This is a genomic window from Pseudomonadota bacterium (genome assembly GCA_016719885.1).
In the GTDB taxonomy this organism is placed as follows: Bacteria; Pseudomonadota; Gammaproteobacteria.
Genome location: JADJYF010000013.1, coordinates 104,790 through 129,854, shown reverse-complemented (window position 1 = coordinate 129,854; position 25,065 = coordinate 104,790). Strand labels below are relative to the sequence as shown.

The following is a 25,065-nucleotide window of genomic DNA, read 5'->3' as shown; positions in this document are numbered from 1 at the left end:
AGTCACGCGTGGATATTCGCGTTTGAAAAAAGAACGGCGGCCATGGGCCGCCGTCGTAGGGTTGGCGCCGGGGCGGGTCAAGTCGCCTGTTCGGTTTCCTCTTCGAACTCAACCGCGATGTCGTCGTTCTTGATGGTGATGACCACGTGGCCGCCGTTGGCAAGACGGCCGAACAGGATGTCCTCGGCCAGGGATTTCTTGATCTTGTCCTGGATGAGGCGTGCCATCGGTCGCGCGCCCATGATCGGGTCATAACCATGCTCGGCCAGCCACAGGCGGGCGGCGGCGTCGACTTCCATGGTGACTTTCTTGGCATCGAGCTGGCTTTCCAGTTCGACCAGGAACTTGTCGACCACGTGACTGACGGTGTCCGGCGCGAGGGCGCTGAACTCGATGATGGCATCGAGGCGATTGCGAAATTCCGGGCTGAACATGCGCTTGATCTCGCCCATGGCGTCGGCGCTGTGATCCTGGCGCGTGAAACCCACCGAGGCGCGGCTCATGCGCTCGGCGCCGGCGTTGGTGGTCATGACGATGATGACGTTGCGGAAATCCGCCTTGCGCCCGTTGGTGTCGGTCAGCGTGCCGTGGTCCATGACCTGCAGCATGATGTTGAAGACATCGGGATGCGCCTTCTCCATTTCGTCCAGCAGCAGCACCGCATGCGGCTGCTTGTTGACCGCCTCGGTCAGCAAACCGCCGGTATCGAAACCGATGTAGCCGGGCGGTGCGCCGATGAGACGCGACACCGTGTGCCGCTCCATGTATTCGGACATGTCGAAGCGGATGAGCTCGATGCCCATGATGCGCGCGAGCTGGCGCGTGACTTCGGTCTTGCCGACGCCGGTGGGGCCGGCGAACAGGAAGGAACCGATGGGCTTCTCGGTGTGGCCAAGGCCGGAGCGCGACATCTTGATGGCCGCGGCCAGGCCTTCGATGGCGGCGTTCTGGCCGAACACCACCATTTTCAGATCGCGTTCCAGGTTCTTCAGCACGTCGCGGTCCGAAGTCGACACGGCCTTCGGCGGGATGCGTGCAATCTTGGCGACGATTTCCTCAATGTCGCTGACGCCGATGGTCTTGCGGCGCTTGGACGCCGGCAGCAGGCGCTGGCGCGCACCGGCTTCGTCGATGATGTCGATGGCCTTGTCGGGCAGATGCCGATCATTGATGTAGCGGTGCGTGAGTTCCACCGCCGAGCGCAAGGCCTGGTTGGTGTAGCGCACGTCGTGATGGTCTTCGAAGCGCGATTTCAGGCCCTGCAGGATCTTGACCGCTTCGTCCTCACTCGGCTCGCCGACGTCGATTTTCTGGAAGCGGCGCGCCAGCGCGCGGTCTTTCTCGAAGATGCCGCGGTATTCCTGGTAGGTGGTCGAGCCTATGCACTTCAGGTCGCCCGAGGCGAGCATGGGCTTGATGAGGTTCGATGCGTCCATCACGCCACCCGAGGCCGCGCCGGCGCCGATGATGGTATGGATTTCGTCGATGAACAGTACCGCGCCTTCTTCGCGCTTCAACTGCGCGAGCACGTTCTTCAGGCGCTTTTCGAAGTCGCCGCGGTACTTGGTGCCGGCCAGCAGCGCGCCGAGGTCCAGTGAGTAGATGGTCGAGTTGGCGATGACTTCCGGCACTTCGCCGTCGACGATCATCTTGGCCAGACCCTCGGCGATGGCGGTCTTGCCGACGCCGGCCTCGCCGACGAACAAGGGATTGTTCTTGCGCCGGCGGCACAGGATCTGAATGGTGCGCTCGACTTCTTCCTGGCGGCCGATGAGCGGGTCGATTTTGCCGGCCACGGCCTGCTCGTTGAGATTGGTGCAATAGGCGGTCAGCGCGTTGTTGGTGGCTTCTCCCTGTTCCGCTTCCTCTTCCGGCTGCTGGTTGACCTCTTCGTTGTTCTCTTCTTCGTTGACCTTGGAGATGCCGTGGGAGATGCAGTTGACGACGTCCAGGCGCGCAATGTTCTGCTGGTTGAGGAGATACACCGCGTGGGACTCGCGCTCGCCGAAGATCGCGACCAGCACGTTGGCGCCGTTGACTTCCTTCTTGCCCGAGGACTGCACGTGGAACACCGCGCGCTGCAGCACGCGCTGGAAGCCCAGGGTCGGCTGGGTATCGCGGTCTTCGTCTTCCGGCAGCAGCGGGGACGATTCGCGGATGAATTCGATGAGTTGACGGCGCAGCGCGTTGAGGTCGGCGCCGCAGGCGCGCAGCACCTTGGCGGCAGTCGGGTTGTCCAGCAGCGCCAGCAGCAGATGCTCGACGGTCATGAATTCGTGGCGCTGTTCGCGGGCCTCCTTGAAGGCCATGTTGAGCGTGACTTCGAGTTCTTTGCTAAGCACTGCGGCGTCCTCTAATGGCAGGTCACGAGTCGAGTTCGAGAGTGCACAGCAACGGGTGCTCGTTGTCGCGTGCGTAGGTGTTGACTTGCGCCACCTTGGTTTCGGCTATCTCGTGGGTGAATATACCGCACACACCTTTCCCTTGTGTATGCACTTCCAACATGACCCTCGTAGCGGTCGGTCGGTTCATTTGGAAGAACTTTTCCAGCACGTGCACCACGAATTCCATGGGCGTGTAGTCGTCGTTCAACATCACCACCCGGTACAGCGGCGGCTTCTTGAGTTTGGGTTGCGCTTCCTGGAGCGCGACGCCGGATTCACGGTGGTGTGCGGGTTGATTGGACATGGCTCATCGTCGAACACTTGCGGGCGTGGCACTGGCGTGTCGCACCGCGTCTGAATTTATACGTTCCGGGTTGCCCGCGTAAATGGTCGCAGGGCGCGAGTGCGCGCTGAAATGCCGCAATATCGTGAGGTTATGGGCGCGAGACGCGCACCATCCGCGCGCTGCTTCCATCACGCCCGGCGCGCGGCGACACCTTCGCCGAGGGCGCCTGGGATTGTCAATTTTGATCGGGGCACATTGACACTTGGTGCACTGCAACGTACCTTGCGGGCCGCTCTGCGCGACGGCTCATGCCGGGCCGTCTGGAAGACGACGGCCGGCCCTACACGAGGACAGCCGCGACCGCCTCGGTCGGGCGCGCGGAAGTCGACGTTTTCCCGCGTATTTCCTTGCTGGCACTGGCGGGGGGGATTACCATCCGCGCCCTCGGGCGCCATGCCCCCACACCCCTTGCGTCGCGCGGCGCGCCGACCGGACACCGAGCTTCGTCCCAGCGTGGCATGAGAGGCTCACGATTCTTATTTATCAGTGACATTCGCAGGAGTACACGAGCATGGCGTCATTCGAGGAACAAGCTAAGCAGCTCAAGCAGGATTGGGCCACCAATCCGCGTTGGAAGGGCGTCACCCGCCCGTATTCCGCGGAAGACGTGATTCGCCTGCGCGGCAGCGTCGTGGTCGAGCACACCTTGGCCCGCCGTGGCGCCGAAAAGCTCTGGAACCTGGTCAACACCGCCGACTTCGTGCCCTGCCTCGGCGCCCTCACCGGCGGCCAGGCCGTGCAGCAGGTCAAGGCCGGCATCCAGGCCATCTACCTGTCCGGCTGGCAGGTGGCCGCCGACGGCAACACCTCCGAGACCATGTATCCCGACCAGTCGCTGTACGCCGTCAACTCGGTGCCGACCATGGTTCGCCGCATCAACAACGCCTTCAAGCGCGCCGATGAGATCCAGTGGTCGAAGCAGAACGGCAACATCGACTACTTCATTCCGATCGTGGCCGACGCCGAAGCCGGCTTTGGTGGCGTGCTGAACGCCTTTGAACTGATGAAGAACATGATCGAAGCCGGCGCCGCCGGCGTGCACTTCGAGGACCAGCTGGCGTCCGTCAAGAAGTGCGGTCACATGGGTGGCAAGGTGCTGGTGCCGACCCAGGAAGCCGTGCAGAAGCTGGTCGCCGCGCGTCTTGCCGCCGATACCGCCAACGTGCCGACCGTGGTGCTGGCGCGTACCGACGCCAACGCCGCCAACCTCCTGACCTCCGACATCGACGAGCGCGACCACCCGTTCGTCACCGGTGAGCGCACCTCGGAAGGCTTCTACGTGACCAATGCCGGCCTCGACCAGGCCATCGCCCGCGGTCTCGCCTATGCGCCCTATGCCGATCTCCTGTGGTGCGAAACCGCGGTGCCGGACATGGACGAAGCCAAGCGCTTTGCCGAAGCGATCAAGAAGCAGTTCCCCGACCAGCTCCTGGCCTACAACTGCTCGCCGTCGTTCAACTGGAAGAAGAACCTCGACGACGCCTCCATCGCCAAGTTCCAGCGCGAGCTGGGCGCGATGGGCTACAAGTACCAGTTCATCACTTTGGCCGGCATCCACAACATGTGGTACAACATGTTCGACCTCGCGCAGAACTACGTGGAAAAGGGCATGACCGCCTACGTGGAGATGGTGCAGGAGAAGGAATTCGCGGCCGCCAAGCGTGGTTACACCTTCGCCAGCCACCAGCAGGAAGTGGGCGCCGGTTACTTCGATGACGTCACCACCGTGATCCAGGGCGGTCAGTCCTCGGTCACCGCGCTGACCGGTTCGACCGAGGAACAGCAGTTCCATTGATCCGACCCGCGGCGCGCCTGTCGCGCATGCCTACGACGCCGGCCCCGTGCCGGCGTCGTCGTTTTCGAACCCCGGCACTCAGGCGCCGAGCAATTCCGTGAGTATGCCCTGGTAGACCCGCGCGAGCTGTTCTAGCTCGTCGACGTTTACCCATTCGTCAATCTTGTGGATGCTGGCGTTGATCGGGCCGAGCTCGACCACTTCGACGCCCAGCGGCGCGATGAAGCGCCCGTCCGATGTGCCGCCGCCGGTGGAGAGCTCGGGACGCACGTCGAGTTCGGCGGCGAGCACCTTTTGCACCGCATCGACCAGCTTGCCGCCGACCGTGAGGAAGGGCGCGCCGGACAGGTGCCAGGCGAGTTGGTAGTCGAGACCGTGGCGGTCCAGCAGCTCGTGTACCGCCGCCTTCAGGCCGGCCTCGGTCTGTTCCGTGCAGTAGCGGAAGTTGAACAGCACTTCCATCACGCCCGGAATGACGTTCTCCGCGCCGGTGCCGGTGTGCACGTTGGAGATCTGGAAGGACGTCGGCGGATAGAACGCGTTGCCGGCATCCCAGCGCCGTGCCGCGAGTTCGGCCAGCGCCGGCAGCGCGCGATGGAAGGGATTGTCCGCGCGATCGGGATAGGCGACGTGACCCTGCACGCCGCGCACCGTCAGGCGGCCGTTCAGCGAACCGCGCCGGCCCACGCGCACCGTGTCGCCGAGGCGCCGGTCGCTGCTCGGCTCGCCGACGATGCACCAGTCGATCGGGATGGCATGGTCGCGCAGGTGCCGCACGATGCGCACCGTGCCGTCGGTGGCCGGGCCTTCCTCGTCGGAGGTCAGCATGAAGGCGATGCGACCGTCATGGCCTGGATGCGCGGCGACGAAGCGTTCGACCGCCACCACCATCGCCGCGAGACTGCCCTTCATGTCGGCCGCACCGCGCCCCCACAGCTTGCCGTCCACCACCTGGGGTTCGAAGGGTGGGCGCGTCCAGGCGTCCAGCGGCCCGGGCGGCACCACGTCGGTGTGGCCGGCGAAGGCCAGGCACGGGCCGTGCACGCCGCGCACTGCCCACAGGTTGTCGACGTCGTTGGACGGCAGCCGCACGCACTCGAAACCGAGCGGCGCCAGGCGCGCGGCAATCATGTCCAGGCAGCCGGCATCGGTCGGCGTCACGGACGGACAGGCGATGAGGTCGCGGGTCAGTGCCAGGGTCGGGTTCATGGGCTCTCGTCGTCGCGCGCGAGTTCAGCGGACTTCAGGCGCTTGCCGGCGAGCTTGCAGTAATTTGCGTCGATCTCGGCGCCGACGAAGCGGCGCCCCGCGCCGAGCGCGGCGACGCCGGTCGAGGCCGAACCCGCGAACGGGTCGACCACCAGGTCGCCGGCATGGGTGCTCGCCAGCAGGCAGCGTTCGATCAGCGCGAGCGGCTTCTGGGTCGGATGCTTGCCGTGGCGCTTCTCGTCGTTGCCCGGCGCGGTGAAGCGCCACACGTTCTTCATCTGGCGTCCGTCGTTCTCGGCCTTCATGTCGGCGTAATTGAAGGTGTAGCGATCACTTGCGCCCTTGGCCGACTTGGCTGCCCACAGGATCATCTCGGTGGCGTGGGTGAAGCAGCGGCAGCCGAGATTGGGCGGCGGATTGGGTTTTTCCCACACGATGTCGTTCAACAGGCGGTAGCCGAGTTCCATCATCGCCATGCCGACCGAGAGATAGACATGGTGAGTGCCGCTCACCCAGATGGTGCCGCTCGGTTTCAGCACGCGTCGGCACTCGGCCAGCCAGGCGCGGTTGAAAGCGTGGTCCGCCGCTACGCCCTGGCTCTGATCCCAGGCGCCCTTGTGCACGGCCACGCGCTTGCCGGCGTGACAGGTGGTGCCGCCGTTGGACAGGAAGTAGGGCGGGTCGGTCCAGATGCAGTCCACCGAATCCGAGGCCAGGCTGGCCAGCATGTCCAGGTGATCGCCACGCACCAGGCGCGACTCCCCATCGCGGCCGCGCCAGCTTTCCTTGAGGCCGCGCGGCTCAGGATTGTTCAGGAGCGCGGGCGTCGATGCTGAGGGCATGAATATCGCTGCTCATGAGTTCATCGACGGCGGCATAGACCATGCGGTGGCGCTTCAAGGGCGCCACGCCGGCAAAGCAGGGTGCGACGATGCGCACGCTGAAATGGCCCTTGCCGGTCAGCGCGCCGGCGTGGCCGGCATGGGCGTGGCTGTCGTCGCTGATCTCGAGTTCGGTGGGCGCGAGCGCCGCGACCAGGGCCGCGTGTATGCGCTCGACGCGCGTGTTGGGCGCCCCCGTCATGGCGCGTCCGTGCTGGTATGCCGCGCAGGAAACATGGTGGCTTCGGCTTCGATGACTGTTAGACTCGCACTGGCTTGTCGTGCTGGTCCAGTGTGCCTCATCGACGTGCTCAAGACCAGAAGGCCGGTCGCGAAAGCGCGCTCGGCGACGCGCCAACAACCCGTTCGACTCCGATGAAATCTCTGCATATCCGCGTTCATCCCACGCATCCCCAGGCGCGTTTGATCACCCAGGCGGCGGACATCATTGCCCGCGACGGCGTGGTGATCGCGCCGACTGACGCCTGCTACTCACTGATATGCGCGGCGGGCAGCAAGGCGCCCGAGGATCGGCTGCGCGCCATCCGGCGTCTCGAGCGCGATCATCACCTCACGCTGTTGTGCCGCGACGCGGCCGAAGTCGCGACCTATGCCAAGGTCAGCAACGATGCTTTCCGTCTCATGAAGACCCTGAGCCCCGGGCCTTACACCTACATCCTGCCGGCCACGCGCGAAACGCCGCGCCGCTTGCAGGACGAGAAGCGCCGCACGGTCGGTCTGCGCATCGTCGATCATCCCTTCATCCACGGTTTGCTCGAGATCCAGTCGCCGCTGCTCGCGACCACCGTCATCGATGACGAGGCCGGCCTGCCGTTCGCCGACCCCGAGGAAATCGTCGAGGTGCTGGGTCATGCGGTCGACGCGGTGTTCGACGCCGGTGCCGTCGGCATCGAGATGACCACCATCATCGACCTCACTGGTCCGGCGCCGGTGCTGGTCCGCCAAGGGCTCGGCGACGTGTCGCACGTGGCCGAACTCGCCTGACTCGGCGCAGGTTTGAACTGCCTGGATCTGGCCGTGCGAGGCAGGGATAATAGCGGCGCAGCCACCATGAGCATCCAGCCCCTTCATTTTGCCGCTGGGCGGCACACCGTCCAGCGCGGCTCTGCTGCGACTGGCCCCACGCGCTCAACCAGGAAACCCGAGCAATGACCATTGCCGCCAATAAACGCGTGCTGTCCGGCATGCGCCCGACCGGACAACTGCATCTTGGCCATTACCACGGCGTGCTCAAGAACTGGGTGCAGCTGCAGCACGAATTCGAGTGTTTCTTCTTCGTCGCCGACTGGCATGCGCTGACCACCTCCTACGAGGAGACCGGCATCATCGGCGAGTCGGTGTTCGACATCGTGGTCGACTGGCTGTCGGTGGGCATCAACCCCGGTGAAGCGACGCTGTTCGTGCAGTCGCGCGTGCCGGAACATGCGGAACTGCACCTGTTGCTGTCCATGATCACGCCCATCAGCTGGCTGGAACGCGTGCCGAGCTACAAGGATCAGCAGGAGAAGCTCAAGGAGAAGGATCTCTCCACCTACGGCTTTCTCGGTTATCCGCTGCTGCAGTCGGCCGACATCCTCATCTACAAGGCCGGCCATGTGCCGGTGGGCGAGGACCAGGTGGCGCACATCGAGCTGTCGCGCGAGGTGGCGCGGCGCTTCAATTACCTCTACGGGCGTGAGCTCGGTTTCGAGGACAAGGCCGAAGCCGCCGCCAAGAAAATGGGCAAGAAGAACGCCAAGCTCTATTTCGACATCCGCCGCACCTACCAGGAGACCGGCGATGGCGAGGCCTTGGAACGCGGCCGCGCGCTGCTCGAGTCGCAGCAGAACATCAGCATCGGCGATCGCGAACGCCTGTTGGGTTACCTGGAAGGCGGCGGCAAGGTCATCCTGCCCGAGCCGCAGGCGCTGTTGACGCCGGAATCGAAAATGCCGGGCCTCGATGGCGAGAAGATGTCGAAGTCCTACGGCAACACCATCAGTCTGCGCGAAGCGCCGGAGTCGGTGACGCAGAAACTGCGCACCATGCCGACCGATCCGGCGCGCGTGCGTCCCACCGACGCCGCCGCCCCGCGCAAGTGCCCGGTATGGAAATGGCACGAGGTCTATTCCAACGACGAAGTGCGCAACTGGGCGCGCGAGGGCTGCACCAGCGCCGGCATCGGTTGCCTGGACTGCAAGCAGCCGGTGATCGACGCGGTCATCAAGGAACAGCAGCCCATACGCGAACGCAGCCAGGAATTCCTCGCCGATCCGGACGCGGTGCGCGCCATCATCGATGAAGGCTGCGAGGCGGCCCGCAGCGTCGCGCGCGACACCCTCGATGACGTGCGCCAGGTCATGAACCTGGTGTACCGCTGACATGAACGAGAAACCGCTCGCCGACGAGCAGGCGCCGGCCGAGGCGTTTACCGCGCCCAGCCAGGCCGAGATGCCGTTCGCGGTGGTGCAGGGCGTGCCGCTCAGCGAGCCGCCGCGCGACCTCTACATCCCGCCCGAAGCGCTGGAGGTGTTTCTCGAAGCCTTCGAAGGCCCGCTCGACCTGTTGCTCTATCTCATCAAGCGCCAGAACCTCGACATCCTCGACATCCCGATCGCGCGCGTCACCGAGCAGTACATGACCTACATCGGCCTCATGCAGGAGATGAAGTTCGAACTGGCGGCGGAATACCTCTTGATGGCGGCGATGCTGGCCGAGATCAAATCGCGCATGCTGCTGCCGAGGCCCAAGACCGACACCGAGGAAGAAGGCGATCCGCGCGCCGAGCTGGTGCGGCGTCTGCAGGAATACGAGCGCTACAAGAAGGCCGCCGAGGACATCGAAATCATGCCGCGCATGGAGCGCGAGTGGTACCCGGTGGTGGTGGAATTCGAGCGCATCAGCGCCACCAAGGAACTGCCTGATTTGACGCTCGAAGCGCTGCTCGACGCGTTCCGCGACGTCCTGCACCGCGGCGAGATGTTCGCCGACCATCGCATCAAGCGCGAAGCGCTGTCGGTGCGCGAACGCATGTCGCGCGTGCTGGCGCAGGCACGCAGCGACGTGTTCACCGCCTTCCATGATTTCTTTTCCTTCGAGGAAGGGCGTGCCGGCGCGGTGGTGACCTTGATGGCGATACTCGAACTGATCAAGGAAGCCATGATCGAAATCGTGCAGAACGGCGAGCGCGAGCCCATCTACGTCAAGCTGGTAGCCTGACATGGAAGCGGAGAACCAGGCAGTGGAAGGCAGCAATCTGAAACCCGTGGTGGAAGCCATCGTGATGGCGTCCGAGTCGCCGGTCAGCCTCGAGCGACTGGCCAAGATCCTCGAGGACGAGGGCGGCAACGGCCCCGGCAAGGATGCGCTGCGCAACGTGCTGGGCGATCTCATGGGCGACTACGCCGAACGCGGCGTGGAACTTGTCGAAGTGGCGAGCGGCTTTCGTTTCCAGGCGCGCGCCGCCTATGCCGATCGCGTGTCGCGCCTGTGGGAAGAGCGCAAGCCGCGCTATTCGCGCGCCCTGCTCGAAACCCTGGCGCTGGTCGCCTACCGTCAGCCGATCACGCGCGGCGAAATCGAACACGTGCGCGGCGTCGCCGTCAGCAGCAACATCATGCGCCTGCTCCTGGAGCGCGACTGGGTGAAAGTGGTGGGCCATCGAGACGTGCCGGGGCGTCCGGCCGTGTACGCGACCACCAAGGAGTTTCTGGACTATTTCGGCCTGAAATCCCTGGCCGAATTGCCGAGCCTCGCCGAGCTCAAGGATTTCGACGCCATCAACGCCGACCTGTTCGCCAACATCGTGCTGGACGAAGAGGGCGGCACGCAGGACGAGGCCGCCGCGCCCGCCGCGGCGGGCGGCGACGAGGTCGAGCAAGCGGCCCGCGAAGTGTCCGCCGTTGGCGAGACCGAGGCGGCGACCGACCAGGCAGCGCGCGACACAGGCGAGACGCGCGATGCCGAAGCCGCGCCGGCGCTCGAAGCGCAAGCGCGGGAGGATGATCCCGCGCCGGCCCCGGACGCCGACCCGGCGTATGACCCGGCAGACGAAACGCCCGCCCACGACGACGACACGCCGGCGGCCGCGTCGTGAGCAAGGCCGACGACCAGGCCGCGACCGACGGCGGCGAGCGCATCCACAAGGTGCTGGCCCGCGCCGGCTGGGGCTCGCGGCGCGAAATCGAACGCTGGATAGAGGCCGGACGCATCCGTGTGAACGGCCGCCGCGCCGAGACCGGCGCGCGCGTCGCGCCCGGCGACCGCGTGCAATTGGACGACGGCCGCGTGCTGCGTGTCAGCGGCGCCAGCCAGGAACTGCACGTGCTCGCCTACAACAAGCCGGCCGGCGTGGTGTGCACGCGGCGCGACGAACAGAACCGCCCCAACATCTTCGAGGATCTGCCGCGTCTCGAGCGTGGCCGCTGGATCAACATCGGGCGCCTCGACATCAACACCAGCGGCCTGCTGCTGTTTACCAACCACGGTGAGCTGGCGCACCGGCTGATGCATCCGCGCTACCGGGTGGATCGTGAATACGCGGCGCGCATTTTCGGCGAGGTCGAGGACGAGATGCTCGGCCGCTTGCGCGACGGCGTCGACATCGACGGCGAGCGTTTCCACTTCGACGACATCGTCGAGGGCGAGGGTGACGGCGCCAATCGCTGGTATTACTGCGTGGTGCAGAGCGGGCGCCAGCGCGAGGTGCGGCGCCTGTGGGAATCACAGGGGGTCAAGGTCAGTCGCCTGATCCGTGTGCGCTTCGGCAACGTGATGCTGCCGGCCGATCTGCGCGGCGGTCAGACCGTCGAACTGGGTGGTGCGCTGCGCGATGAACTGTGCGCGCTGGTCGGACTCGATGCGCGCGGCGAGGAGCTGCGGAGCGCGCCCCCGGCCGGTTGAGGGCCCCCTCGGCGCTGTCCCTGCGTCACTCATCGCATTGATCTCGCAAGCCTGCGCCGCTAAGCTTGGCCGCTTTTCCAACGACCCGAACCACCTTGACTCAACAAACCGTGAGCTCTGAACGGCGCCGCCTGGTTGCCGGCAACTGGAAGATGAACGGCTCGCGCGCGATGGCCACCGCGCTCGCGCGCGCGGTCGTCGACGCCGGCCTCGACAATGCCCTGGACGTGGTGCTGTGTCCGCCGACGCCCTACCTCGACGTGGTCGGCGCGAGCGTCGCCGGCAGCGGCGTGGCGTTGGGCGCGCAGGACTGCTCCGAGCACGAGCCCGGCGCCTATACCGGCGAAGTGGCGGCCGCCATGTTGGCCGACTGCGCATGCAGCCACGTCATCGTCGGCCATTCCGAGCGCCGCCAGATGTTCGGCGACACGGATGCGCGGGTGGTGGCCAAGATCGTCGCCGCCCGCGCCCACGGCCTCACCCCGATATTCTGCGTCGGCGAGACCCTCGAAGAGCGGCGCGCCGACGCCACCGACGCGGTCATCGCCCGCCAGCTCGACGCCTTGCTCGGTCACGCCGATGCCGCGGCATTGCTGGCCGGCATCGTCATTGCGTACGAGCCGGTATGGGCCATCGGCACCGGCGAGTCGGCGACGCCGGCCCAGGCGCAGGCCGTGCACGCCGCCATCCGCGCGCGTCTCGCGCGCGTCGACGCCGCGCTGGCCGCGCGCACCCGCATCCTCTACGGCGGCAGCGTCAAGCCCGACAATGCCGCGGAACTGTTCGCCATGCCCGATATCGACGGCGGGCTCATCGGCGGCGCCGCCCTGGTCGCGGCGTCGTTCATTGCTGTGTGCCGCGCCGCGCTCGCCTGACGGCGAAGCGGCGTTTCCTGGAGATAGTTGATGATTTTCACCGTACTTCTGGCCGTGCACATCCTGCTGGCCTTGCTGCTGATCGGCGTCATCCTGCTGCAGCAGGGCAAGGGTGCGACGGCCGGCGCCGCGTTCGGCAGCGGCGCGTCGTCGACCGTGTTCGGCGCGCGCGGCTCGGCCTCGTTCCTCACCCGGCTGACGGCGATCCTGGCGGTGCTGTTCTTCTCCAACAGTCTGCTGCTGGCCTACCTCTACGGCCAGACCAGCAAGACCACGAGCCTGCTCGACCAGGTTGCCATACCCGCGCCGGGCGCGCCCGGCAAGGCCGATGTGCCGACCAAGGTCGACGTCGGTGAACTGGTCGAAAAGGCCACGCAGGGCAAACCGGTGGACGTGCCGGCGCCGCCACCCGCCGATGTCCCGGCCACGCCCGCCGCGGGCGCACCCGCGACCAGCAGCACGGCGCCGAGCACCCCCGCCAGCGATGTGCCGGCGACGGTCACGCCGCCCGCGAACGAATCGCAGTCGAGTGGCAGCACGCCATCGACGGGCAAATGACCGCGAGAGAAAAATAAGTCGCTTGAAATTGATCGCGCGCGAGTTTTTTATGGATTGCTCGTGCTGCATTTCGTATCATTGCGCGCCAGTTGATTGCATCCCGCAAAGACGCAATCGCAACCTGCTTTGCCGACGTGGTGGAATTGGTAGACACGCAGCCTTGAGGTGGCTGTGCCGAGAGGCATGACGGTTCGAGTCTGTTCGTCGGTACCATAACAAGCAGTGCCCGTGCCGCTCATCGAATGGCGCGCGGGCCGGCGATGATGACGAAGGGGATGTGCGACGCGGGGACTCGGCGCATCATGCCCTGGTGGGGACCGGGGTGTGGGCCGGATTGGGATACAATCCTTGCCAGCCGGGTTTTTCGCGCCAAATTTGCGCTGTGGAGTGTAACGGTTCGTGCTTGAACTATACCTGCCGATTCTGATCTTCATTACCATCGGCGTGGCCATCGGTGTGGTCTCGTTGGCCGCCAGCTACGGGGTCGGCGGCATCCTCGGCGTACATCGCCCGGACAGCGAGAAGTCCTCGCCCTACGAGTGCGGCTTCGAAGCGTTCGAAGACGCGCGCATGAAATTCGACGTGCGCTACTACCTCGTGGCCATCCTGTTCATCATTTTCGATCTTGAAATTGCGTTCTTCTTCCCGTGGGCCGTGGTGCTCGACAAGATCGGCGCCTACGGCTTCTGGGCCATGATGATCTTCCTCGGCATCCTTGTCGTCGGCTTCATCTACGAATGGCGCAAAGGGGCATTGGAATGGGAATGAGCGAAGTGCAGGACAAGGGCTTCGTCACCACCACCGTCGATACGGTGGTGAACTGGGCACGTACCGGTTCGATGTGGCCCATGACTTTCGGTCTCGCCTGTTGCGCGGTGGAAATGATGCACGCCGGCGCCGCGCGCTACGATCTCGACCGTTTCGGCATCGTGTTCCGCCCCAGCCCGCGCCAGTCCGACGTCATGATCGTGGCCGGCACGCTGGTCAACAAGATGGCGCCGGCGCTGCGCAAGGTCTACGACCAGATGACCGAGCCCAAGTGGGTCATTTCCATGGGCTCCTGCGCCAACGGCGGCGGTTACTACCATTACTCCTACGCGGTGACGCGCGGCTGCGATCGCATCGTGCCGGTCGACGTCTACGTGCCGGGCTGTCCGCCCACCGCCGAGGCGCTGCTGTTCGGCATCATCCAGTTGCAGAACAAGATCAAACGCACCACGACCATCAATCGTTCGTAGACCGCCGTGACCCTGCAAGCCAAATTGGAAGCCCTGTCGAGCACGCTCGACACCGTTCTCGGCGATGCCATCGTCGCGCGTCGTATCGACAGGGAAGAACTGACCATCGAGGTCGAGGCCGGCAATATCGTGCCCGTGTGCCGGTTGTTGAAAGACACCGCCAACCTCGCCTTCACCCAGCTCTCGGATCTGTCCGGTGTCGATTACCTGACCTACGGCCTCGCCGACTGGCAGACCCAGGCCACCTCGTCGGGCTTCAGCCGCGGCGTGGCGCGCAACTCGGTGAAAGTCGCCGAGGGTGACAGCCGGCGCTTCGCGGTGGTCTACCAACTGCTGTCGGTCAGCACCAACACGCGCCTGCGCGTGAAGGCCTATCTCAACGGTGAGCCGCCGCGCCTGGCCTCGGTCAGCGAGATCTGGCCGGTCGCCGACTGGTACGAGCGCGAAGTGTTCGACCTGTTCGGCATCCTGTTCGATGGCCATCCGGACCTGCGCCGCATCCTCACCGACTACGGCTTCATCGGCCATCCGTTCCGCAAGGATTTCCCGCTCGAGGGCCGCGTCGAAGTGCGCTACGACCCGGAGCGCGGGCGCGTCGTCAATCAGCCCGTGTCGATCGAGCCGCGCACCCTGGTGCCGCGCGTGATCCGCGAAGAGACCTGGGCCGAGTCCTCGAAACCCGTGAGCAAGCCCGCCGATGCCTGAGATTCGTAATCTGACGCTGAACTTCGGCCCGCAGCATCCGGCCGCGCACGGCGTGCTGCGCCTGGTGCTGGAGATGGATGGCGAAGTCATCGAACGCGCCGATCCGCACGTCGGCCTGCTCCATCGCGGCACCGAGAAGCTGGCCGAGAACAAGCCGTTCAATCAGAGCATCGGTTACATGGACCGGCTCGATTACGTCTCGATGATGTGCAACGAGCACGCCTACGTGATGGCCATCGAGAAACTGTGCGGCATCCAGGTTCCGCTCCGCGCGCAGTACATCCGCGTGATGTTCGATGAGATCACGCGCATCCTCAACCACCTCATGTGGCTCGGCGCCCACGGCCTCGACATCGGCGCCATGACCATGTTCCTGTACTGCTTCCGTGAGCGCGAAGACCTCATGGACTGCTACGAGGCGGTGTCCGGCACGCGCATGCATGCCACCTACTACCGGCCGGGCGGCGTGTACCGCGACCTGCCGGATGCGATGCCGCTCTACCAGCCGTCGAAATGGCGCAACGCCCGTGATCTCGAGCGCCTCAATGCCAACCGCAGCGGCTCGATGCTCGATTTCATCGACGATTTCTGCGATCGCTTCCCGGCCTGCGTCGACGAATACGAAACGCTGTTGACCGACAACCGCATCTGGAAGCAGCGCACCGTCGACATCGGCATCGTCACCATCGAACGCGCGCTGGAACTTGGCTTCACTGGGCCGATGCTGCGCGGTTCGGGCCTCGCCTGGGACCTGCGCAAGAAGCAGCCTTACGAAGTCTATGCCGACCTCGATTTCGACATCCCGGTCGGCGTCAATGGCGACTGCTACGACCGCTACCTCGTGCGCGTCGAGGAAATGCGTCAGTCGGCGCGCATCATGAAGCAGTGCGTCAAGTGGCTGCGCGCCAATCCCGGCCCGGTGATCGTCGACGATCACAAGCTCACGCCGCCCGACCGCGCGAGCATGAAAGGTGACATGGAATCGCTCATTCACCACTTCAAGCTCTTCACCGAGGGCTACTGCGTGCCGGCCGGCGAAGTGTATTCCGCGGTCGAGCATCCCAAGGGTGAATTCGGCATCTACCTCGTCTCGGACGGCGCCAACAAGCCTTATCGCCTCAAGGCGCGCGCCTCGGGTTTCGCGCACCTGTCGGCCATGAACGAATTGGTGAAGGGCCACATGCTGGCCGACGTGGTTGCCGTGATCGGCACCATGGACATCGTGTTTGGAGAAATCGACCGCTAGGTCCGCGCCATGAGTGAGTCACACGACCAGTTGCTATCCCACCATGCGCGTGAAGTGATCGACGCATGGGTGGCCAAGTACCCGCCGGAGCGCAAGCAGTCCGCCTTGCTCGCGGCCTTGGCGGAAGTGCAGCACGAAAACCAGGGCTACCTCACCACCGAACTGATGGACGCGGTGGCCGATTACCTCGAACTGCCGCGCATCGCGGTGTACGAGGTGGCGAGCTTCTACTCGATGTACGAGACCTCGCCCTGCGGCCGCAACGCGGTGGCCATTTGCACCAACATCTCGTGCATGCTGCGCGGCAGTGAAGACATCGTCACCCATGTCGAGAAGAAACTCGGCATCCGCATCGGCGAATCGACGCCCGACGGCCGCATTTTCTTGAAGCGCGAAGAAGAATGCCTGGCGGCCTGCTGTGGCGCACCGATGATGCAGGTCAACCACGTCTACCACGAAAATCTCACCATCGACCGTGTCGACGAAATCCTGGACGGGCTGAAATGACCGATATCAAGCTCGATCTGACTTGCTACGCCACGCGCAACCTGGCCGAGCCGTGGTCGATGAAGACCTATCGCTCGATAGGCGGCTACAGCGCGTGGGAGAAGATCCTGCGCGACAAGACGCCGCAGGCGGACATCATCGAGATCGTCAAGTCGGCCGGTCTGCGTGGCCGTGGCGGCGCGGGTTTCCCGGCCGGCGTGAAGTGGAGCTTCATGCCCAAGGGCGACATGCAGCGCTACCTGGTGTGCAACTCCGACGAATCGGAACCCGGCACCTGCAAGGACCGCGACATCCTGCGCTTCAATCCCCATGCGCTGGTCGAAGGCATGGCCATCGCCGGCTACGCGATGGGCGCCACGGTCGGTTACAACTACATGCGCGGCGAGTTCATGGACGAGCCGGCCATCCATTTCCAGAACGCCTTGAAGGAAGCCTACGAAGCGGGGCTGCTCGGCAAGAACATCCAGGGCACGGGCATCGATTTCGACCTGCATGCCCATCTCGGCGCCGGCGCCTACATTTGCGGTGAAGAAACCGCGCTGCTCGAGTCGTTGGAAGGCAAGAAGGGCCAGCCGCGTTTCAAGCCGCCGTTCCCGGCGAGCTTCGGCCTCTACGGCAAGCCCACCACCATCAACAATACCGAGACCCTGTCCTCGGTGCCGACCATCCTGCGCAACGGCGCGGAGTGGTTCGCCGGTCTCGGCAAGCCCAACAACGGCGGCACCAAGATTTTTTCCGTCAGCGGTCACGTCAACAAGCCCGGCAATTTCGAGATCCCGATGGGAACGCCGTTCCGCACCTTGCTGGAACTGGCCGGCGGCGTGCTCGACGGTCGCGAATTGAAGGCCGTCATTCCCGGCGGTTCGTCGGTGCCGGTGCTGACCGGCAAGGCCATGCTCGAACTCGACATGGACTACGACTCCATCTCCAAGGCCGGCTCGATGCTGGGCTCGGGCGCCGTGATCGTGATGAACGACACCACCGACATGGTCAAGGTGCTGCAGCGTATCTCGCGCTTCTACTATTCCGAGTCCTGCGGCCAGTGCACGCCGTGCCGCGAAGGCACCGGCTGGCTGTACCGCATGTTGACGCGCATCGTGAACGGCGAGGGCGTGCCGGCCGACCTCGACAAGCTCGATCTCGTCGCCAGCAAGATTGAAGGCCGCACCATCTGCGCGCTGGGCGACGCGGCGGCCATGCCGGTGCGCAGCTTCGTGCGTACCTTCCGCCACGAGTTCGAGTACTACATCGAACACGGGCACAGCATTCTGCAAGCGCGCGGCCATTCGGCCGCGGCCTGACCAGTACGTGACAACGGGCATGAGTGACGACCGCATCAAGATTGAAGTCGATGGCCAGACCATCGAGGCGCGCAAGGGCGCGATGCTGATCGAGGCGACCGATGCGGCCGGCATTTACGTGCCGCGCTTCTGCTATCACAAGCACCTGTCGGTGGCCGCCAGCTGCCGCATGTGCCTGGTGGAAGTGGAACGCGCGCCGAAGTGCATGCCGGCCTGCGCGACGCCGGTCATGGATGGCATGAAGGTCTACACGCGTTCGCCCAAGGCCGTCGCCGCGCAGCACGCGACCATGGAATTCCTGCTCATCAATCATCCGCTCGACTGCCCGATCTGCGACCAGGGCGGTGAATGCGAACTGCAGGATCTCGCCATGGGCTATGGCGGCGACGTCTCGCAGTTCACCGAACGCAAGCGCGTGGTGCGCGACAAGAACATCGGCCCGCTGGTGCAGACCGACATGACGCGCTGCATCCATTGCACGCGCTGCGTGCGCTTCGGCGAGGAAATCGCCGGGCTGCGCGAACTCGGCGCCACCGGCCGCGGCGAGCACATGGAAATCGGCACCTACGTGGCCAAGGCCATGACCTCGGAATTGTCCGGCAACGTCATCGACCTGTGCCCGGTGGGCGCGCTGACCAACAAGCCCTACCGCTATTCGGCGCGTGCCTGGGAGCTGCAGCAACGCGATGGCGTCGCGCCCCATGATGCGCTCGGCGCCAACCTGCATTTCCACGTCAAGGGATCCACCGTCAAGCGCGTGGTGCCGAAAGAGAACGCCGCGGTCAACGGCACGTGGCTGTCGGACCGCGACCGCTACAGCTACCAGGGCATGAATCATGAGGCGCGCCTCGCGAGCCCGCGCATCAAGCGCGATGGCCGCTGGAGCGATTGCGATTGGGAGACCGCGCTCACGGTGGTGAGCGACAAGCTGCGCGCCATCGCCGCCAGCGATGCCGATCAGTTGGCGGCGCTCGCTTCGCCGTCGTCGACTACCGAAGAGTTTTATCTCCTGCAGCGACTGGTGCGCGGCCTGGGCTCGCATAATGTCGACCACCGTCTGCGTCAGCGCGATTTCTCCGACCAGAGCGCCGAGCCGCTGTACCCTGGCGTCGAATCGCTGGCCGCCATCGAGAACGCCGATGCCGTGCTGCTGCTCGGCAGCTATCCCCGTCACGAAAACCCGCTGCTCAACCTGTGCTTGCGCAAGGCGGCGCTGAAAGGCGCGGCGGTGATGCAGATAGGCAGCCATGCGCAGGACTTCAACTACGCGCTGGCCGGCCAGCTCGCGGTCAAACCGTCGCAGCTGCTGGGCGCCGCGGCCGCGCTGGCGGCCGGCGTCGCCAGCCGTCGCGGCACGGCCTTGGCCGCGCCGACCGCCAAGCTCGTGGAGCAGAGCGCGGTCACGAGCGCCGACATCGAGGCCATGGCCGACAAGCTGGCCAAGGCCAGCCGTCCGCTGGTGTTGACAGGCGCGGCCGTCAACAGCCATCCGCAGCGCAGCGCGCTGCTGCAGGTCACGGCCGCGCTCGCGGCGGTCAGTGGCGCGACCATGGGTGAACTGGCGGACGGCGCCAACGGCGCCGGCGCGTGGTTGGCTGGCGCCGTGCCGCATCGCGGCCCGGCCGGCCGCGTGCTCGAAAAGCCTGGCCGCAACCTGCGCGCCATGTGCGATGAGCCGCGCAAAGCCTATGTCCTGCTGGGCGTCGATCCGCAGCGCGACAGCGCCGACAGCGCCGGGCTCGCGGCGGCCTTGAACGCGGCCGAATTCGTGGTCGCCGTCAGCGCCTTCGAAAACCCGGCCCTCGACACCCTCGCCGACGTCATCCTGCCGAGCGCGCTGTTCGGCGAGAACGAAGGCTCGTTCGTCAATCTCACCGGCCGCTGGCAGCGTTTCGCGCCGGCCGTCAAACCGCGCGGCGACGCACGCGCGGCCTGGAAGATCCTGCGCGTGCTCGGCAACAAGCTCGACCTGCCCGGCTTCGATGCCGTCAACTGCGAAGACGTGACGCGCGAAATCGAGGCGCTGGTCGGGCAGGTCAAGCTCGCGCCGCGCCTCACGCCGACGCTCGAGACCAGCACCCTCAAGATTGACCCGAGCCGCCTCGAAGTGCTGGTCGAGGTGCCGATGTATGCCAGCGACGCGCTGGTGCGTCACGCCAAGGCCCTGCAGGAAATGCCACAGGCGGGCGACGATTGCGTGCGCCTCGCCAGCGCCACGGCGGCGCGTCTCGGCGTGGTGGCCGGACAGCGGCTCGACATCGAACGCGACGGCCAGCGGGCGCAGGCGCTCCTGGCGATAGACGACGGCTTGCCGGATGGCGTGTGCCTGGTGCACGGCGCGCGCGCGGCGCTGGCCGCGGTCGCGGTACAGGGCGCGGCGGTCACGCTGGTCGCGGCGCGCGGCGAGGCAGCGGCATGATCAATCCCTTCGAATTGCTCGAACAGCAACTGACGGCGCTCGGCATGATCCCGGCGCCGCTCATCACGGTGGCGGTGATCATCGCCAAGATCCTGGTCATCGTGTTGCCCTTGATGGGCGGCGTGGCCTACCTGACCTTGGCCGAACGCAAGATCATCGGCTGGATTCAAGTGCGCAACGGGCCCAACCGCGTGGGGCCGCTCGGCCTGCTGCAGCCCATTGCCGACGCCCTGAAACTCCTGACCAAGGAAATGGTGGTGCCGAGTGGCGCCAGCCGCTTCCTGTTCCTGATTGCGCCGATCCTGGCACTGGGGCCGGCGCTGGCGGCGTGGGCGGTGGTGCCTTTCGGTTCGGAAATGGTGCTGGCGGACATCAACGCCGGCCTGCTGTACATCCTGGCGCTGACCTCGCTTGGCGTGTACGGCATCATCGTCGCCGGCTGGGCGTCGAATTCGAAATACGCGTTCCTCGGCGCGATGCGCTCGGCGGCGCAGATCGTGTCCTACGAAATCGCCATGGGCTTCGCCCTGGTCGGTGTGTTGATCGCGGCCGGCAGCCTCAATCTCGGCGACATCGTCAACGCTCAGCGCGGCGCGCTCGGGCCGGGCAGCTGGTTCTTCATCCCACTGTTCCCGCTGTTCGTCATCTACTTCATCTCCGGCGTGGCGGAAACCAACCGCGCGCCCTTCGACGTCTCGGAAGGCGAATCGGAAATCGTCGCCGGCTTCCACGTCGAATACGCCGGCATGGGCTTCGCGCTGTTCTTCCTGGCCGAATACGCCAACATGATCCTGGTGTCGGGGCTGGCCGCGGTGATGTTCCTCGGCGGTTGGCTGTCACCGCTGCCGTGGCTGACCGGCGTGCCGGGCGTGGGCTTGTTCTTCATGGACGGCATCCACTGGTTCCTGGCCAAGACCGCGTTCTTCCTGTTCCTGTTCCTGTGGTTCCGCGCCACTTTCCCGCGCTATCGCTACGACCAGATCATGCGTCTCGGCTGGAAGATCTTCCTGCCCATCACCATGGTGTGGATCGTGGTCGTCGCGGCGATGGTGGTGTGGCACATGCCGCCGTGGTTCGCGGCCGGCGCGCGAGGCTGAGGCGATGAGTGCAGTTGTCGATTACTTCAAGAGCCTGACCCTGTGGGAACTGCTCAAGGGGCTCAGGCTCACCGGCGCCTACCTGTTCGATCGCAAGATCACCATCCAGTACCCGGAAGAGAAGACGCCGCAGTCGGCGCGCTTCCGTGGCCTGCATGCGCTGCGCCGTTATGCCAACGGCGAAGAGCGCTGCATCGCCTGCAAGCTGTGCGAAGCGGTGTGCCCGGCGCTCGCCATCACCATCGAATCGGAGCAGCGTGACGACGGCACGCGCCGTACCACCAAGTACGAGATCGACCTGACCAAGTGCATCTTCTGCGGCTTCTGCGAAGAATCCTGCCCGGTGGATTCCATCGTCGAGACCCGTCATTTCGAATACCACGGCGAGAAGCGTGGCGATCTGCTCATGACCAAGGACAAGCTGCTTGCGAACGCCGAGCGTTTCGAGGCCCAGATCGCCGCTGATCGGGCTGCCGAGGCGCGCTACCGCTAGCGCCACGCCACACCATAACGAACGATAACGGGAGGGGGACGACGCAGCGACACGGGAGCCGGCAGGGACACGCGCATGAAACGCATGGCGACTAGTTCGTCTGCGCCAACGCCGATGTCGCCCGCGCCTCCACTAGCCGTCTAACCACGATTCATGTTCGAACAAGTCGTCTTTTATTCGTTCGCCGCCGTGCTGGTGCTGGCCGCGACCATGGTCATCACGGTGCGCAACCCGGTGCACGCCGCGCTGTTCCTGGTGCTGTCGTTCTTCGCGAGTTCAGGCCTGTGGCTGCTGCTGGAGGCCGAGTTCCTCGCCATCGCGCTGGTGCTGGTCTACGTCGGCGCGGTGATGGTGCTGTTCCTGTTCGTGGTCATGATGCTCGACATCAATCTCACCGTGTTGCGAGAAGGCTTCGCGCGCTACCTGCCGGTGGCAGGCATCGTCGCGGTGCTGATGTTCATCGCCATTGGCCTGGTCATCGAGCACGAGCATTTCGGCCTCGAGAAGCCGGCCTCGGCCGTCACCCACGCCGCCGACTACAACAACACCCGGGAACTGGGCCTTGCGCTCTACACGCAGTACATCTGGCCGTTCGAAATCGCCTCGGTAATTCTCCTGGTGGCGATCATCGCGGCCATCGCGCTGACCTTGCGCCACACCCGCCAGACCAAGGCGCCCAAACCCGAGAAGCAGGTGAGCGTGCGTCGCCAGGATCGTGTGCGCCTGGTCAAGGTCGACGCCGAGCGCCAGGGCTGAGGAACAACGACGTGCTGACACTCACCCATTTCCTGACCATCGGCGCCATCCTGTTCTGCCTGTCGGTGGCCGGCATCTTCATCAACCGCAAGAACGTCATCGTGCTGTTGATGTGCATCGAGCTCATGCTGCTGGCGGTGAACATGAACTTCATCGCCTTCTCCCATTTCAACGGCGACGTGGCCGGCCAGGTGTTCGTGTTCTTCATCCTGACGGTGGCCGCCGCGGAAGCCGCCATCGGTCTCGCCATCCTGGTGGTGCTGTTCCGTAACCGTAGTTCCATCAACGTCGAAGACCTCGGCACCATGAAGGGTTGATGACGGTCATGATGCCGCGCGCCCTAACGTCACGCATTGCTGGAAAGCCGCATGGGTAATCTGCTTCTCGCCATCGTTCTCCTGCCGCTGGGCGGCGCCATCGCGGCCGGCCTGTTCGGCCGCCAGATCGGCCGCAGCGGCGCGCACTGGGTCACCAGCGGCTCGGTCGCGCTGTCCTTCGCGCTGTCGGTGCTGGTATTCAAGGACATCGTGCTGGGCGGCGAGCCGACCTACAACGCCAACGTCTACACCTGGATGTCGAACGCCGGCGTCGATTTCCACATCGGGTTCCTGGTCGACCAGTTGACCGCGACCATGATGGTGACCGTGACCTTCGTGTCGTGGATGGTGCATATCTACACCATCGGCTACATGCACGACGACCCGGGTTACCAGCGCTTCTTCTCCTATATCTCGCTGTTCACCTTCAGCATGCTGATGCTGGTGATGAGCAACAACTTCCTGCAGCTGTTCTTCGGCTGGGAAGCGGTCGGCCTGGTGTCCTATCTCCTGATCGGTTTCTGGTACACGCGCCCAACGGCCATCTACGCCAACCTGAAGGCCTTCCTGGTCAACCGCGTCGGTGACTTCGGCTTCCTGCTCGGCATCGCCGCGGTGCTGATGTACACCGGCACGCTCGACTATGCCGAGGTGTTCAAGGCCGCACCGGGTCTCGCCGACACCACCATCACGGTGTTCCCGGGCCATGAATGGTCCTTGATGACGGTCACCTGCCTGCTGCTGTTCGTCGGCGCGATGGGCAAGTCCGCGCAGTGGCCGCTGCACGTGTGGCTGCCTGATTCGATGGAAGGCCCGACCCCGATCTCGGCGCTCATCCATGCCGCGACCATGGTCACGGCCGGCATCTTCATGGTGTCGCGCATGTCGCCGCTGTTCGAGATGTCGACCACGGCCTTGTCGGTGGTGATGGCCATCGGCGCCATCACGGCGTTCTTCATGGGCCTGCTCGGCCTGGTGCAAAACGACATCAAGCGCGTGGTTGCCTATTCGACCTTGTCGCAGCTCGGCTACATGACCGTCGCGCTCGGCGCGTCGGCCTACAGCGCCGCCATCTTCCATCTTTTCACCCACGCCTTCTTCAAGGCGCTGCTGTTCCTCGCCGCCGGCTCGGTGATCATCGGCATGCACCACGAGCAGGACATGCGCCACATGGGCGGCTTGAAGAAGTACATGCCCATCACCTACTGGACCAGCCTCATCGGCACGCTGGCCTTGATCGGCTTCCCGGGCTTCGCCGGCTTCTTTTCCAAGGACGCCATCATCGAAGCGGTCGCGCTGTCGCATAACCCGGTCGCCGAATACGCCTATTGGGCGGTGCTGCTCGGTGTCTACATCACCGCGCTCTATTCGTTCCGCCTGGTGTTCCTGGTCTTTCATGGCAAGGAGCGCATGGATCACCACACCCAGGAACACTTGCACGAGTCACCGGCGGTGGTCACCGTGCCCTTGATGGCGCTGGCGGTGCCGTCGGTCATCATCGGCGCGCTCGGCATCGGTTCGATGGTGTTCGGCAACTATTTCGGCAACAGCATCGTGGTCGCCCACGAGCACGACGTGCTCGGCCACATGGCCGAGGAATTCCATGGCGTGGTGCCTTTCATCACGCACGGCGTGACCCAGCTACCCTTCATGCTGGCAATGGCCGGCGCGGTGACGGCGTGGTTCCTGTATCTCCAGAGTCCCGGGGTTCCCGCCAAGATAGCCTCAAGCCTGTCGCTGGTGCACAGGATCCTGCTCGACAAGTACGGCTTCGACCGCTTCAACGAATGGTTCTTCGCCGGGGGCTCGCGCGGCATTGGCCGCCTGCTGTGGAAGGTCGGTGACGAAGGCCTGATCGACGGCCTCTTGGTCAATGGCTCGGCGCGCGCGGTCGGCTGGTGGGCAAGCGTGGTGCGTAACGTGCAGTCCGGTTTCCTCTATCACTATGCCTTCGCCATGATCATCGGCCTGCTCGTGCTGCTGGGTGTGTTCGTCCACGGAGTCCTGTCGTGAACGCATGCATAACGAGCGTCCTT

25 protein-coding genes and 1 tRNA gene are annotated in these 25,065 nt (G+C 65.0%); 21 read left to right on the top strand and 5 right to left on the bottom strand.

What is annotated here, in order from left to right; genetic code table 11:
* Nucleotides 1-77: 77 nt before the first annotated feature.
* Together clpA and clpS are read right to left on the bottom strand one after the other, a co-directional pair.
* Nucleotides 78-2,342: an ATP-dependent Clp protease ATP-binding subunit ClpA gene (clpA, locus tag IPM80_14920; GenBank protein MBK8959678.1), complete on the bottom strand. Its 2,265-nt coding sequence runs from the start codon at nucleotides 2,340-2,342 to the stop codon at nucleotides 78-80.
* A gap of 22 nt (nucleotides 2,343-2,364) precedes the next feature.
* Nucleotides 2,365-2,688, bottom strand: a complete 324-nt coding sequence (gene clpS, locus IPM80_14915) for an ATP-dependent Clp protease adapter ClpS (GenBank protein ID MBK8959677.1) — start codon at nucleotides 2,686-2,688, stop codon at nucleotides 2,365-2,367.
* Between the two features lie 553 nt (nucleotides 2,689-3,241).
* Between clpS and aceA the strand changes: the two genes are divergently transcribed.
* Nucleotides 3,242-4,525 carry an isocitrate lyase gene (gene aceA / locus IPM80_14910; GenBank protein ID MBK8959676.1) on the top strand — a complete coding sequence of 428 codons (1,284 nt, stop codon included), beginning with the start codon at nucleotides 3,242-3,244 and terminating at the stop codon, nucleotides 4,523-4,525.
* A 78-nt stretch (nucleotides 4,526-4,603) separates the two neighbouring features.
* Here aceA and dapE read toward each other — a convergent pair whose 3' ends face one another.
* From dapE to IPM80_14895, 3 genes are read right to left on the bottom strand one after another with little or no spacing between them, the layout of a single operon-like run.
* Nucleotides 4,604-5,734 (bottom strand): succinyl-diaminopimelate desuccinylase, encoded by a 1,131-nt coding sequence (gene dapE / locus IPM80_14905; protein MBK8959675.1) that lies wholly within the window; start codon nucleotides 5,732-5,734, stop codon nucleotides 4,604-4,606.
* Nucleotides 5,731-6,576 (bottom strand): site-specific DNA-methyltransferase, encoded by an 846-nt coding sequence (locus IPM80_14900; GenBank protein ID MBK8959674.1) that lies wholly within the window; start codon nucleotides 6,574-6,576, stop codon nucleotides 5,731-5,733. The genes dapE and IPM80_14900 overlap by 4 nt, the downstream gene beginning before the upstream one ends.
* A complete protein-coding gene (locus IPM80_14895; protein ID MBK8959673.1) occupies nucleotides 6,536-6,817 on the bottom strand; it encodes a BolA family transcriptional regulator in 282 nt (93 codons plus the stop codon). The genes IPM80_14900 and IPM80_14895 overlap by 41 nt, the downstream gene beginning before the upstream one ends.
* Before the next feature lie 173 nt (nucleotides 6,818-6,990).
* On the opposite strand from IPM80_14895, the gene IPM80_14890 reads away from it, so the two are divergent.
* From IPM80_14890 to nuoL, 20 genes are all read left to right on the top strand, one after another.
* On the top strand, nucleotides 6,991-7,620 hold the full coding sequence (locus IPM80_14890) for a threonylcarbamoyl-AMP synthase (protein ID MBK8959672.1): 630 nt from the start codon (nucleotides 6,991-6,993) through the stop codon (nucleotides 7,618-7,620).
* A 164-nt stretch (nucleotides 7,621-7,784) separates the two neighbouring features.
* Nucleotides 7,785-8,996 (top strand): tryptophan--tRNA ligase, encoded by a 1,212-nt coding sequence (locus tag IPM80_14885; protein ID MBK8959671.1) that lies wholly within the window; start codon nucleotides 7,785-7,787, stop codon nucleotides 8,994-8,996.
* A gap of 1 nt (nucleotide 8,997) precedes the next feature.
* Nucleotides 8,998-9,834, top strand: coding sequence for a segregation/condensation protein A (locus IPM80_14880; protein MBK8959670.1), 837 nt, complete (start codon nucleotides 8,998-9,000; stop codon nucleotides 9,832-9,834).
* Nucleotide 9,835: 1 nt separating this feature from the next.
* On the top strand, nucleotides 9,836-10,711 hold the full coding sequence (gene scpB / locus IPM80_14875; GenBank protein MBK8959669.1) for an SMC-Scp complex subunit ScpB: 876 nt from the start codon (nucleotides 9,836-9,838) through the stop codon (nucleotides 10,709-10,711).
* The gene (locus IPM80_14870; GenBank protein ID MBK8959668.1) at nucleotides 10,708-11,517 is read left to right on the top strand and encodes an rRNA pseudouridine synthase; all 810 of its coding nucleotides are present in this window, start codon (nucleotides 10,708-10,710) and stop codon (nucleotides 11,515-11,517) included. Before scpB ends, IPM80_14870 begins: the two co-directional genes overlap by 4 nt.
* Nucleotides 11,518-11,669: 152 nt before the next feature.
* Nucleotides 11,670-12,392, top strand: a complete 723-nt coding sequence (locus IPM80_14865; GenBank protein ID MBK8959667.1) for a triose-phosphate isomerase — start codon at nucleotides 11,670-11,672, stop codon at nucleotides 12,390-12,392.
* 30 nt (nucleotides 12,393-12,422) lie between these two features.
* Nucleotides 12,423-12,950 carry a preprotein translocase subunit SecG gene (gene secG / locus IPM80_14860; protein ID MBK8959666.1) on the top strand — a complete coding sequence of 176 codons (528 nt, stop codon included), beginning with the start codon at nucleotides 12,423-12,425 and terminating at the stop codon, nucleotides 12,948-12,950.
* 128 nt (nucleotides 12,951-13,078) lie between these two features.
* A tRNA-Leu gene (locus tag IPM80_14855) sits at nucleotides 13,079-13,163 on the top strand.
* Between the two features lie 186 nt (nucleotides 13,164-13,349).
* Nucleotides 13,350-13,718, top strand: coding sequence for an NADH-quinone oxidoreductase subunit A (locus IPM80_14850; protein ID MBK8959665.1), 369 nt, complete (start codon nucleotides 13,350-13,352; stop codon nucleotides 13,716-13,718).
* Nucleotides 13,709-14,188 (top strand): NADH-quinone oxidoreductase subunit B, encoded by a 480-nt coding sequence (locus tag IPM80_14845; GenBank protein MBK8959664.1) that lies wholly within the window; start codon nucleotides 13,709-13,711, stop codon nucleotides 14,186-14,188. The genes IPM80_14850 and IPM80_14845 overlap by 10 nt, the downstream gene beginning before the upstream one ends.
* A 12-nt stretch (nucleotides 14,189-14,200) precedes the next feature.
* A complete protein-coding gene (locus IPM80_14840; GenBank protein MBK8959663.1) occupies nucleotides 14,201-14,893 on the top strand; it encodes an NADH-quinone oxidoreductase subunit C in 693 nt (230 codons plus the stop codon).
* A complete protein-coding gene (locus IPM80_14835; protein MBK8959662.1) occupies nucleotides 14,886-16,139 on the top strand; it encodes an NADH-quinone oxidoreductase subunit D in 1,254 nt (417 codons plus the stop codon). Before IPM80_14840 ends, IPM80_14835 begins: the two co-directional genes overlap by 8 nt.
* Nucleotides 16,140-16,148: 9 nt before the next feature.
* Nucleotides 16,149-16,646 (top strand): NADH-quinone oxidoreductase subunit NuoE, encoded by a 498-nt coding sequence (gene nuoE, locus IPM80_14830; protein ID MBK8959661.1) that lies wholly within the window; start codon nucleotides 16,149-16,151, stop codon nucleotides 16,644-16,646.
* Nucleotides 16,643-17,947, top strand: coding sequence for an NADH-quinone oxidoreductase subunit NuoF (gene nuoF, locus IPM80_14825; protein ID MBK8959660.1), 1,305 nt, complete (start codon nucleotides 16,643-16,645; stop codon nucleotides 17,945-17,947). Before nuoE ends, nuoF begins: the two co-directional genes overlap by 4 nt.
* A gap of 19 nt (nucleotides 17,948-17,966) precedes the next feature.
* On the top strand, nucleotides 17,967-20,366 hold the full coding sequence (locus IPM80_14820) for an NADH-quinone oxidoreductase subunit G (GenBank protein MBK8959659.1): 2,400 nt from the start codon (nucleotides 17,967-17,969) through the stop codon (nucleotides 20,364-20,366).
* 44 nt (nucleotides 20,367-20,410) lie between these two features.
* Nucleotides 20,411-21,463 (top strand): NADH-quinone oxidoreductase subunit NuoH, encoded by a 1,053-nt coding sequence (gene nuoH / locus IPM80_14815; protein MBK8959658.1) that lies wholly within the window; start codon nucleotides 20,411-20,413, stop codon nucleotides 21,461-21,463.
* Nucleotides 21,464-21,467: 4 nt separating this feature from the next.
* On the top strand, nucleotides 21,468-21,956 hold the full coding sequence (nuoI, locus tag IPM80_14810; GenBank protein ID MBK8959657.1) for an NADH-quinone oxidoreductase subunit NuoI: 489 nt from the start codon (nucleotides 21,468-21,470) through the stop codon (nucleotides 21,954-21,956).
* Nucleotides 21,957-22,109: 153 nt separating this feature from the next.
* Entirely contained in the window at nucleotides 22,110-22,712 is a 603-nt protein-coding gene (locus tag IPM80_14805; protein ID MBK8959656.1) for an NADH-quinone oxidoreductase subunit J, read from the top strand.
* 11 nt (nucleotides 22,713-22,723) lie between these two features.
* A complete protein-coding gene (nuoK, locus tag IPM80_14800; protein ID MBK8959655.1) occupies nucleotides 22,724-23,029 on the top strand; it encodes an NADH-quinone oxidoreductase subunit NuoK in 306 nt (101 codons plus the stop codon).
* Nucleotides 23,030-23,080: 51 nt separating this feature from the next.
* The gene (gene nuoL / locus IPM80_14795) at nucleotides 23,081-25,042 is read left to right on the top strand and encodes an NADH-quinone oxidoreductase subunit L (protein MBK8959654.1); all 1,962 of its coding nucleotides are present in this window, start codon (nucleotides 23,081-23,083) and stop codon (nucleotides 25,040-25,042) included.
* Nucleotides 25,043-25,065: the final 23 nt, after the last annotated feature.